The 11,904-nt window shown below is 43.0% G+C and carries 11 protein-coding genes and 1 CRISPR repeat array (1 of these 12 running past the window's edge); of the genes, 3 read left to right on the forward strand and 8 right to left on the reverse strand.

Going from position 1 to position 11,904, the window contains the following annotated elements:
- Positions 1–165: direct repeats of the CRISPR family, unit length 32 nt; unit sequence ATTTCAATCCACACCACCGCGAAGGTGGTGAC; it begins 2,220 nt to the left of the window's first position.
- Positions 166–336: 171 nt separating this feature from the next.
- From cas2 to LC508_RS15825, 7 genes are all read right to left on the reverse strand, one after another.
- On the reverse strand, positions 337–627 hold the full coding sequence (cas2, locus tag LC508_RS15795; RefSeq protein ID WP_018596854.1) for a CRISPR-associated endonuclease Cas2: 291 nt from the start codon (positions 625–627) through the stop codon (positions 337–339).
- An 8-nt stretch (positions 628–635) separates the two neighbouring features.
- Positions 636–1,667, reverse strand: coding sequence for a type I-C CRISPR-associated endonuclease Cas1c (gene cas1c / locus LC508_RS15800; RefSeq protein ID WP_118594100.1), 1,032 nt, complete (start codon positions 1,665–1,667; stop codon positions 636–638).
- Entirely contained in the window at positions 1,664–2,332 is a 669-nt protein-coding gene (cas4, locus tag LC508_RS15805) for a CRISPR-associated protein Cas4 (protein ID WP_103732079.1), read from the reverse strand. The genes cas1c and cas4 overlap by 4 nt, the downstream gene beginning before the upstream one ends.
- Complete coding sequence (cas7c, locus tag LC508_RS15810; protein WP_054353595.1) at positions 2,329–3,219, reverse strand: type I-C CRISPR-associated protein Cas7/Csd2; 891 nt, start codon at positions 3,217–3,219, stop codon at positions 2,329–2,331. Before cas7c ends, cas4 begins: the two co-directional genes overlap by 4 nt.
- Complete coding sequence (cas8c, locus tag LC508_RS15815) at positions 3,203–4,999, reverse strand: type I-C CRISPR-associated protein Cas8c/Csd1 (RefSeq protein ID WP_103732078.1); 1,797 nt, start codon at positions 4,997–4,999, stop codon at positions 3,203–3,205. The genes cas7c and cas8c overlap by 17 nt, the downstream gene beginning before the upstream one ends.
- Positions 4,996–5,655, reverse strand: a complete 660-nt coding sequence (gene cas5c, locus LC508_RS15820; protein WP_103732077.1) for a type I-C CRISPR-associated protein Cas5c — start codon at positions 5,653–5,655, stop codon at positions 4,996–4,998. The genes cas8c and cas5c overlap by 4 nt, the downstream gene beginning before the upstream one ends.
- A 111-nt stretch (positions 5,656–5,766) precedes the next feature.
- Positions 5,767–7,905: a CRISPR-associated helicase/endonuclease Cas3 gene (locus LC508_RS15825; RefSeq protein WP_103732076.1), complete on the reverse strand. Its 2,139-nt coding sequence runs from the start codon at positions 7,903–7,905 to the stop codon at positions 5,767–5,769.
- A gap of 141 nt (positions 7,906–8,046) precedes the next feature.
- Here LC508_RS15825 and LC508_RS28750 point away from each other — a divergent pair, with 141 nt between their 5' ends.
- Complete coding sequence (locus LC508_RS28750) at positions 8,047–8,211, forward strand: nitrous oxide-stimulated promoter family protein (protein WP_158587334.1); 165 nt, start codon at positions 8,047–8,049, stop codon at positions 8,209–8,211.
- A 128-nt stretch (positions 8,212–8,339) separates the two neighbouring features.
- Here the strand turns inward: LC508_RS28750 and LC508_RS15835 are convergent, their stop codons facing one another.
- Positions 8,340–8,876, reverse strand: coding sequence for a VanZ family protein (locus LC508_RS15835; RefSeq protein WP_103732075.1), 537 nt, complete (start codon positions 8,874–8,876; stop codon positions 8,340–8,342).
- A 670-nt stretch (positions 8,877–9,546) separates the two neighbouring features.
- Here LC508_RS15835 and LC508_RS15840 point away from each other — a divergent pair.
- Positions 9,547–10,308: an ABC transporter ATP-binding protein gene (locus LC508_RS15840; protein WP_054353592.1), complete on the forward strand. Its 762-nt coding sequence runs from the start codon at positions 9,547–9,549 to the stop codon at positions 10,306–10,308.
- 12 nt (positions 10,309–10,320) lie between these two features.
- The gene (locus tag LC508_RS15845) at positions 10,321–11,904 is read left to right on the forward strand and encodes an ABC transporter permease subunit (protein WP_033141974.1); all 1,584 of its coding nucleotides are present in this window, start codon (positions 10,321–10,323) and stop codon (positions 11,902–11,904) included.

The raw sequence follows: 11,904 nt of genomic DNA on the forward strand, positions 1-11,904 counted from the left end.
CGATTTCAATCCACACCACCGCGAAGGTGGTGACTAAGATGGACTGGGGCCGCATACGGAATATTACAATTTCAATCCACACCACCGCGAAGGTGGTGACAAACTGGTAGCATTGACCTGCCCCTCTGACATTATTTCAATCCACACCACCGCGAAGGTGGTGACAGCAAAAATGCCCAAATTTCATAGCTATTTTTGTATAAAACTCCTAATTAATAGACTCTTTCACACTAATCTCACCACCCCTTTCCCTTCTATTCCTCCTTTTCCCATCACCCAACACCCCAAAATATGGTGCGAATCTCCCAATGTTTTTCTGTTCACTTCCTATTCGCACTAGAAAATCAAAGTCGAGTCCGCTGCTGTCCCCCTGTCAACTCCCATATGCTCCACTTTAGTCTTATAGTTATTCCCCAAATAATAAAACCTGAGGCTGTCAACTTCCTTATCAATAATATCCCCCAATACAGCCTTCAATGAAACACACTGTGTGTTATCAAGAATGCATTCAAAAACAGAATTCTGCACCCGTCTTCCATAATTAACACATTGTTTTGCAACCTTTCTTAGACGTCTTTTCCCGGCATCTGTCTCGGTATTTACATCATATGTAATCAAAACCAGCATACTCTCACCTACTTCCAGAAAAATGGCGGGTACTCATCTAAATCTTCCCTCAGATAACGAGCCAAAAGCATTGCCTGGGCATATGGTATCATTCCCCACTCCACTTTATCACCCAAATACGGATGTGTGATAACATCTTTCTTTTTATTCTGCCACTCTGTCAGCAGCAGCTTCCTGCATTTATCACTGATCAATACCGCGCCATCTTCCTTAACAGAAAAATCCTTCTTATTCACCATCTTTCTATTGATCATGGTGAGCACAAAACGATCCACTAAGACAGGCCGCAGTTCCTCCATCATATCAAGTGCCAGCGAAACCCTTCCGGGCCTGTCTGTATGCATGAATCCCACATACGGGTCCAATCCCACACATTCCAGTGCCGAAGCGCACATGTTCGTCAGCAAAGTATAAAAGAATGAAAGCATTGCATTTACATTATCTAATGGTGGTCTACGGTTTCTGCCTTCAAACTTAAAGTCTTTTTTCTGCTGTAAAATCAGTTCATTAAACACACCAAAATAAACGCTTCCCGCTTCCCCTTCATATCCTCTCAACTGTTCCATACTTGTACAGCTCTTCACATAATTTAAGGACTGCTGCAAATTGACAGAGGCACGTTTTACCTCCTCAACATCAATCTGAAGTGCGTGATCCCTTATTGCTCTTTCAAGAACCCACCGGGAATTATATATTTTCCCTAAAATGCAATTACGGGCAATCACAAGACTTGCCTCATCTTCTTCGGAAACCTTGTACTGCTTCTTTCTCAAAACAACATTTCCTCTAACATTACCAGTCACTCTTGCCAGGAATCTGCCCTGGGGTGTCATGAAACAAAGTGAAATATTTCTTTCCGCACATCCTCCCATAAGTGCCGGGCTTGCACCTCTGTAGCCAAAAGAAACAATGGCTTCCAGATTATGCAGCGGAACCCTTCCCACTTCCTTTTCCTTATCAAGCACCACTACATTTTCTCCATCCAGGGAAAGGTATCCGTCGGGAGAGGTGATATATAACGTATTCAGCAATTTCTTCATTTGTCATCCTCCCCAATGGCAGATTTTATATATTCTTTTACTGAAGCCGCTTTTCCTAATTTCGGCAGACAGATGTCTTTCAGGGAACATGCGTTACAGCTTTTCGACCATTTAACCTTTGGGGTATATTTTCTGTCAAAATACTGATGCATTTCTGAAAACATGGTTCTCACCTGTTCCTTCAACTCATCGGTAAATTCTATTCTTTCCCGCCTCTTTATCTCTCCATAGAAAACGGCTCCCCCAGCGATCGTACACGACAGCATTTCCTCCAGACACATAGCCTGGGCTGTCAACTGGAGAATATCTATCTGCGTATCTTTCGGTTTCCCCCTTTTATACTCAACGGGATAGACCTGAAAGGTCCCTCGGTGCCCGTGAAGAGTGATTCCCTCCTCAGCCCGGCGAAACTCCACAATATCACATACACCGCTGACCCCCATTTCACTGGAATGTACGGGAAGCCCTCTGCTGATTACCACATCATTCCTTTTCTCTGAAGAATATGTATCGTGTGCTCTCTTATGAAGTAATTCCCCCTCCACAGTCCGGACATTTTCCTGCCACTGCTGCTCAATATGTATTAATGCCCACTGCCTTCTGCAAAAAGCAAAATGCTGGATTCCTGAGAGCATCAGGTAATCCTCTTCTTTATATTCCTTCATATTTTTCTTGAAATCTCCACTGTTTCCGGAATCTGATCTTCATGGATTTCAATGCTGTAATCCTGATATTTTCTGGGATAAATCACATCTTCATGTTTTCTGACCTCAACTGCATCAAATAATTTATATGCCGGACAGTCTCCGAATTCTTTGCTGTGTTTGAAAATAATAAGCTCACGCACCGCCATCTTTCCTCTGGCGGCAGAATGATCGATCTCAAACATATTGATAATGGCCTCCCAGAGAAGTTCCAGATCATCCTCTGTAAATCCGGTCACCTTTCTGGCCAGGTTCGCTGAAATATATCCTTCCATTCTGTAAAGCGCATATGGAATAATATTCTTCCTTCCCATCTCTGTGCTCTTATTTTCTGCATCCTTTTCTGTTGTGATCGCAACGCGGGTTATGGTCACTTCCTGACTCACGACCGGGTCAATACTCCTGGCAAATCCAAGCTGTACAGGGCCTCTGACCTGCCCGCAGTTGAGGGCAGCTTTTACAAATGTGGTCATGACAGCTCCAAACGTACGGATATCAAAGAAGTTGCCGCACATAAAATCGCGTATCTTTTTATCCACATCCGGATCCTTCTTCTTTAACTCCTTGATTTCCTTCTCATTTGTCTTTAAATATTCGTAGGCGGTATTATCACTCCGATTAAGCGGTACATCCTCTTTAATATAAATTTTATACCCTTCCTCTTCTTCCTTTACTGCCTCCACATAATTTCTTATCTTTCTTTTGATACACACATCTGTGACAATCCCATATCCGCTTTCCGGATCGATACGGGGCAGATTACCTGCATCCGGGTCCCCGTTTGGATTTCCGTTTTCCACATCAAATAAAATCACGAACTCATACCTGTTTTTAATTATCTCTGACATCCTGTGCTTCCTCCTTATCCTTTTTCTCATAACGTTTTTGGTTCTGATGATAATATCCCAGTATGAACATTCCCTGTTCTTCCAATGAAAGCCTTCTGGGACAGGGAACCATCTGCTCTTCTGTTACCGGCATTTTATCCTGCAGTTCGCCCAGCAATTTCTCAAAATAAACAACTTTACCATGGTTAGAAATCTTTCTGATATGGCTGTTCTTTAATTTGAACAATACAGGGAAAATGGCTGCCGGTGTGGCACAGGCTGAATTAAAATATTTGTCCTTGATAGTCGCATTGATTCCCGGGTTTGCCTCTTCCTGAATTGCTTCCAGCACCGCAAATTCCCGGCCCAGTGTATAAGCTACATTTTTGCTGTTCTCGTTCAGACTCACAGTTATCTCCTCCTCCTTATCATATCCATTACGGATCAAATACGCCTTGATAATAGATGCCCTGCCCTTTGTGATCTTATGTATATGGCTGTCTTTATCATCCTGCTCTGCCCTGATCCTGCCCATTACGCCCTGGAACAGGGATGCCGGATACTGCCCTCCGGAAATGATTGCCCGGTATACAGCTCCGGCCATATTTGCGGTTGGCTTCTTATCCCTGGATTTTTTATTTACGGTTTCCTGAAGCATACGCCAGACACCCATATAACGCATTTCATCTGCTGCCGGCCGTACAATATCCATCCTGTCATAATGTTCTTTCAAATGTCTGAGGATGTTTCCGAAACTGTCCTGGTAGAAAAAACGCACTGCAATCCTGGCCGCATTCGGAGCAAGTCCCAGGATATAAAAACGCTGGTCCAAGGACAAACTTCCTTCCACTTCCTCCACGACAATAGGCTTACCCATTTCCAGACTATTAAACACACCCGCTACAATCGCCTGATTGTCAACTGTAGGTTCAACCGCTCCGCCGAATATATTTTGATATATTTCTTCACCATCCTCAGCCCAGTATACAACTGTTGTATCACCGATCTGGCTTGTATGGGACTTATCCGCAAGGAGATGATTAAGGGCTGTTGTATATGCATATGCCGCATAGGTCCCCACAGGCGCATTGTAGCCCTGTTCTTTCCCGAAAGACTCAAATGCCGGTGCGTTAAAAGATACAAGTGCCGCACCGCTGGACTGTGCCCCCGGCACTCCTTTGATCAACCCATGAATTCTGGATATTTCTGTCTTCTGCCCGGTCACAAGACAGATTCCTTCATTGTCCGTTTCAGCGCCGTCTCTGTAGATTTCCCAGGCTTCTCTCACATCATAATCATTCTGCACCCAGTCACCATCTACACAGAAGATCAGATTTGCCCCGGCTATCATCTCTTCCAGGCTATCTGCAAGCGCAGGATGTTCTGCGGCACCGCCCGGATTCCAGGTTTCAAAAAAATTCCGAACTGCGGCAGCAGCGTTTCCTTCCACCCCATCCAATATTTCCAAATGTTTTTTCTTTGCCGCAGCGAAACATTCTTCTGAACGCTTTGGTTTCCCTTTATTATCAATTCCCAGGAAATACCCCGAATTATCACACAAAAAGTTAGATGATACCCCGGAAGAACGTGTCACCATCTCGGGCACTCTCAACAGCTGCGGCTCCATTACCGTTTTCTTGCCCTTCTGCTTTTCTAACTTAAGAGGAATCACGCGTAAAAGCTCACCTTTTTCAGAAATATCCAGCGCAAAGGAGACTTTTGCCGTACACCATCCCGGGCTTGTAATTTTCTCTTTCTTTTCCAGTGCCTCATAATATCTAACCAATGACTGCAGGATCATCTGACCACCTCGCAATCCCGTACGTCAAGTACACCATTTTCCATGACTGCCCTAAAAAACATAGGAGTGATATCCTCCGGGTTCGAGTAGTCAAAATCATACAGCATGTACCCTAAATCCTTTACTGTATCCGGATAAGCCGTCTCTACCTCCTCTTCTTCAAAAAGCTCAAAGTTCACCGGAAATTCTCTGCATCCGAAATACGGCATATGATAACATTGCCCTCTGCGCAGACGCCTCATAATAATGTCCTTAAATTTGCCGCAGTTGTCCGTCTGATTTGCCTGGTCAGTCATGTCAAAATGCGCCTCAATCACATATTCCACATCCTGCAGCAGAATGGCAACCCTCTGTACGATCTCTTCCTTAGTGCTCAGGTACAACGGTTTATTTGCCCCATTTATAACACTCAATACATTTCCGGCCTGCACTTTGCTTTTTACTTCATTACGTCGGATACTGGTAAACTGTATGGGTTTTCTGACGTAAATCTTGTCTATCACCCAACGAAGGCCGGGATGCCAGTAGATGGCTTCCAGAATCCCTCTTGCAGCCGACGGTGTAATGACATCGTAACTGCAGCGTTCAACTTTCATTTCCGGCCGGGAAAACAGTGCCCTGTCCCCCCAGACTCTTACGCGCACACCATGGCTCATGTCTCTCCTCCTCCCGTTAATCTATTGGAATCTATATTCTGAGTTCTGCCTGCATACCTGGTATGGATGCTGCCGGGATCACACTGCAGAAATCTATTTTTCTGTCCGTAATCACCCAAACAATGCATCTCCTCTCTCGGCTTTGACAGTCAGACCTCTGTCTTCTGTGTAAAGCTCTTTGCTGCGCAGCACATAGAAATCCGTGTCAATATCTGTGCACAGCGCTTCCAGCATACCCGCCCCGTCCAGATTATTGAAATCATTTTCGTAAACATTTACACAATACTGTCCTGCTGCCCTGAATAATTCCCTGGAATGATCTCCACTTCTCAACCGTTCCGCAATATCTGCGGCTTCCTCCTCCATATCCACCAGAATCGTCTTGGTTTCTGATTCAATAATATGGAATTTACCTGCCACATCTGCAAACGGAAAACTAAAAGACGGGATTCCCTTTTCAAAATCCTCAAGAATACTTTTAGTATCCAGACCTTCTCCCCGGAAACGGTAAAGTCTCTTGAAATATTCGTGGATTGCCTCCGGCGATGTGATGTCTTCATATTTTCCCGTAATTTGTTTCGCTACAGATATGGGCAGCTTCAACTGCGCAGGAATATGAATATCCTCATCCTGCTCCAGGGTGAAAACCATTGTATCACAATCCACTCTGTTCCTGTTCCCTTCCCTATTGCATCGGCCTGCTGCCTGAAGCACAGAATCAATTCCGGCAAGCTCCCTGAAAACAGAGGCGAAGTCAAAATCAACACCGGCTTCTACCAGACTCGTTGCAATCAGCTTACACGCCCTTCCATCCTTCAGCCTCTCTGTTATTTCTTTTAATATCCTTCGTCTGTGCGCGGGATACATATAGGTGGATAGGTGATATACATCTTCTCCCTTCAGGGATTCAAAGACTCTCTGAACACGTTTTCTGCTATTTAGGACGCATAATACCTGATCTTTTTCTTCAAGATATGAAATCAGATCTTCCTCTGATATCTCACCAATGTTTATGACTTCTGTTCTTTTGAAGAACTCATACTGTCCCTTAACATTTGGGCATATCTCCTCTGCTTTCATAAAGTCCGGAAAAAAATCTTTCAGTGCCGGCTGTGTCGCTGTGCACAGAACCGCGGTACAGTGATAATTATAGATCAGTTCACTTATTGCCCGGATGCATGGTTTCAGATAATTCACCGGGAGCATCTGCGCTTCGTCGAAAATGATAACGCTGTTGGAAATATTATGTATTTTACGACATTTAGAAGATTTATTTGCAAAGAGGGATTCAAAAAACTGGACGTTTGTTGTGACTACCACCGGTTTATCCCAATTTTCTGCCGCCAACTGCATGTTTTCCAGTTCCTCGGTATTGTCACAGACTACACTGCAGTGGTTTTCCAGGACATTCCTGCTGCCCAGGATTTCTTTAAAGACCCGGGCGTTTTGTTCTATGATGGACGTATAGGGAATGACGTAAATAATACGTTTCAGATTATGCTCTCCTGCATGCTGCAGGGCAAATGCCAATGACGATATGGTTTTGCCTCCGCCGGTGGGAACTGTCAGCTGATAAAGCCCCTGCTGCTTTTTACCTTTTTCCAGACACGCCCGCAGAATGGCTGAACGTCTTCCATACACTGTATTTTCATCATAATTTGTCAGCCAGGAGGCTATATGCTCATACAGCCTGTCAAACAACTGCTCTATAGAATCATAATTTCCTCTGGTATTGCTCTCCGGCCTCATAAAATGCTCCGTATCCAGATAATCTGCATCTACCAGACAGGAAAAGAGCATACGGATAAAAAAAGCTGCACTAAACCCTCCTCGTCCTATAGGTTTCAGCGGCAGGGCCGGAAATGCCGGTATTTCAATCTCTTCCTTAAAAGCCTGATAATCTTTCAGGTCTTTTTTCATTCTTCCATAAAACGTTGCCGGTTCTGCAGGTGAACCGCCGTCAGGCAGACCGGAATGATGACCGGCTACACAATATGCCTGCATGACATTTTTATTGCGGTATAGTTCCTGAGCACCCGCAGTTGCATGATCGACTTTCGCACCTCCGCGCAGACGCTTCTGAAATTCAGCGGAATATTTTCCGATATCATGAACCAGACCACAGCCGTACCCCCATTCTTCACTGTCAAAAGAAGCTGCAAATTCAGCGCTTAATTTAGCGACTCCCTCCAAGTGTTCTCTGATGGTCTGTTCTCTTAATTTATCATCACTTATATGGGCTAAATACATTTATCTTCCTCTATTTTATCTCTCGGTTACATTTCCATTATACACCATGTATACATTTTGCACAATATTTATTGTATTTCATTGCTGTATTACATCACTTTTACTATATTAATCGTGTACTTATTCAAAATTGAGTGTTTGGTGGTCTTTGATATTTATTATATAAGCAGAATTGAGGAATACGCCCGGAAACAAACAGATAAATGCCCCTTCATAAAGCCAAAGACATTCTGCAGTGCCTATAAAGTCCACTGCTATTCTGAAGAAATGAAAAGATGTGATAAAGAAGTGATGAAATATGCCTGACTCAGAATGCTGTTCCATCATCCTGTTTTTGCCGTCCTGCATGGATATGTAACTTCAAGGCAAAACACAAAGAGTAAAAAACACAAATGCCAACAGATGAACCCGCCTGCAGACCATATACGGCAGATTCATCTTTTTTTACAGACATCCATTATCTTTTTACATATCCAGCATCCTAAGTATACCCCTAAGGTATTATGGATCATGTCATCCCACTCAAAAAGCCCACGTTTTAATACTAACTGTAAAAATTCAATACAAAATGACACTGACAGTCCTGCCGCGGTTATCCTCATCACCCCAACACGTCTGCCAAATGCCGCGTACAGCAGCACTCCCATGGGCATCAGCAGAAGCACATTCAAAAATATTTCCTCTGCCATGGATACGCTGCGATACTGTATGGTAAAAACATAGGACCAAAAAGGCATCAGTTCATATTTCATTTCCGGATAAGGATCCCGTGAGAAAACGGTGGACAAAAAAACAATATACAACCAGACAAATACACCTGCTATACAGACTGCCTGCCCTGTCTTTATTATTTTTCTTTGTACTATGAAGATGAGGACAGCAGCCAGCAGGATACTGAGAATCAGGAACAATATAATCTGCTTCTGCGATATCTTCGGAAAATGATTATTGAATATTTCTATTAAGTCCATATATCTGATAACTGCCTTTCTTCTGCTGCTAATGAGCAGATTTTTTCCTGCTTCATGTAAATAAATCCCTGTGACAGCTTTATTCTTATTTTACTCCTGGTTTTTAGATAATAAACAAAACAACGTGGGAATAATTGCAAATTTTTCAGTTCTGGATTTTACTTTTAACCCCGCCTCTATAAATTATACGCCGGAGTGATATTTAGAAAATCTCTTCCATTTTAACGTCTGGTCATCACGATGTCAACTTTTCATAAAAGCACATCACTTTTCAGCATTGTCCGCATATAACAGTCTATCTCTTCGCACTTACACCAAAATCATATTTTATTCTGCAGTATATAACACAGCAGACAACATTACCCCCAAATGCATGAATATGCAAAAATATTTATAAGCCTTCCTTAATTTCCATCATTACACCTTACTTTTATCCACTAATCTGCAACAACAGTAGCATAAAATAGTAATAAATGGTATACTGAAACAAAATATAAAAGGAAGTGTACTCATGATTTTCCATAAAACACCCCCTATTTTGCCATTCACAGCCCGAATCCGCCAATCATGCCTCCGACAAAATCAATGGCCCCTCCCCAAATGTAAATACCGCAGGGATATTAATACACAGCCGATAATCTACGGCCTATCATACCAAGGAGAATTTCATATGACAGAGAAATTGATCGTAAAAAATCTTGTAAAAGAATACGACGGAGAACAGGTTCTAAAATCCCTTTCCTTCGTAGTAAAGGAAGGGGAATTCCTCAGTGTCCTCGGCCCCAGCGGCTGCGGCAAAACAACACTGTTAAGAATCCTCATCGGTCTGGAATCCCAGACCGCAGGAGAAATACTGCTGGACGGAAAAGACATAAGCAAGCTTCCCGCATCCCAGAGAGGAATGGGAATCATATTCCAAAATTATGCCTTATTCCCCAATATGACAGTTCTGGAAAACGTAGAGTATGCCCTGAAGATCAAACCTGAAACAAAAGCAGACTCAAGAAAACGTGCCGAAAGAACCTTAGACATGATTGGCATGAGTGACCAATTGAACAAAAAGCCCCATCACCTCTCAGGAGGCCAGCAGCAGAGAGTTGCAATTGCCCGCACTCTCGCCTTAAACCCATCCATTGTTCTGCTCGATGAGCCAATCAGCGCACTGGATGTTGAAAATAAGGAGATCATGAAGAGGGAACTGAAAGACATTCAGAAAAAATTCCATTCCACAATGATCTATATCACCCATGACCAGGAGGAGGCCTTCTTCCTGTCCGACAGGATCATGGTAATGAGCAACGGGACGATTGAACAGCTGGACAGCCCTCTGGAAATATACAATAGCCCTGCGAATGAATACATCCGAACATTTGTGGTGAACCATTTAAACCAGAAATTTGATTCTTTATCAAAATGTATCGGCAGATTGTAGGACGGAGGAGATATGAAGAACAGAACCTTTCAGAGCCTGAAACTTTTCATAGGCATATTTTTAATTCTGCATGTTTTATGCCCAATCATCGCCTTAGCTACTCATATTTCCTATGGTGATATCAGTGAAGTCCTGTCAAGCGCACAGTTTGCCCCAATGCTTTGGAATTCATTTCTTTCATCGCTTGTGACTACTATTGTCTCTGTAAGCATTGCCCTGCTTCTGGCATGGTGTGTCAACAGGTCAAATATCCGGCATAAGGGTGTATGGTCCGTGATATTCACGCTGCCAATGCTGATCCCGTCTATTTCCCATGGTATGGGGCTGACACTGTTATTTGGTGACAATGGCTTTTTTACAAATTTAACCGGGATCAACATCCATTTATATGGATTGACCGGAATTGTGATCGGCGCAACTTTGTATTCTTGTCCGATGGCATTTTTAATGCTGACAGATATCTTTCAATATGAGGATTTTACGGTATATGAGATGGCAGATGTGCTGGGGCTTTCTAAGAAACAGCAGCTAAAGGCAATTACACTTTCAAATCTTAAAAAACCGTTAATCTCCGCTTTCTTCGCCGTGTTTACCGTCGTGTTCACGGATTATGGTGTACCGTTAATAGTAGGCGGGAAAATGATGACTCTGCCGGTCTATATGTATCGGGAAGTTATTGGACTGCTTGATTATTCAAAGGGCGGAATCATCGGGGTTATTCTGCTGATTCCGGCAGTGATCGCCTTTATTATTGATCTGTTAAATAAAGATAACGGGACAAACAGTACAATCACGAAACCATATGTGATTGGGAAGAACAGGAAACGAGATATTTTTTCCAGGGTTGTATGTGTTGTAACTCTTGTTTTGATCAGCCTTCCGATTATTACGTTTGTCATTTTGAGTTTTGTGAAACAGTATCCTGTAGACTTTAGTTTTACCTTTGACAATATAACGGAATCTCTGGATCTGGGGATTGGCGGGTATCTGCTGAATTCGCTGTTTATCGGGCTGACGACAGCCCTGGCCGGTACATTGATTACATATTATGCTGCATTTGTGACGGCGCGCTCAGGGAAAAACTTTTCTTCCATGGCTATTCATTTGATTTCTCTGGTTTCCCTGTCATTTCCCGGTATTGTGCTGGGTTTGTCCTATGTACTGTTCTTTCAGGGAAGCTTTGTTTATGGAACGATCGCAATTTTGATTACGGTAAATATCACTCACTTTTTTGCATCGCCGTATCTGCTGGCTTATAATTCGCTTTCTAAGTTTAACAGTAATCTGGAGGATGTCGCGTATTCTCTGGGAATCTCTAAGATGAAAATGCTGGTTGATGTGTATATGCCGTGTACAAGAGGAACGATTCTCGAAATGTTCAGCTATATTTTTGTAAACTGTATGGTGACCATTTCGGCGATTTCCTTCCTGGCAAATTTCAGAAATATGCCGCTGGCACTTCTGATCCCGCAGTTTGATTCTCAGTCACTGATTGAACCTATTGCATTTATTTCCATTATTATTTTGCTGGTCAATGTAATTGCAAAGGGCGTGATCTATTTCCTGAAAATGTATTTTGCAAGGAAGGAGAATTGA

Origin of the sequence: Blautia parvula (assembly GCF_020215665.1) — a bacterium.
GTDB classification, from domain to species: Bacteria; Bacillota; Clostridia; order Lachnospirales; family Lachnospiraceae; genus Blautia; species Blautia celeris.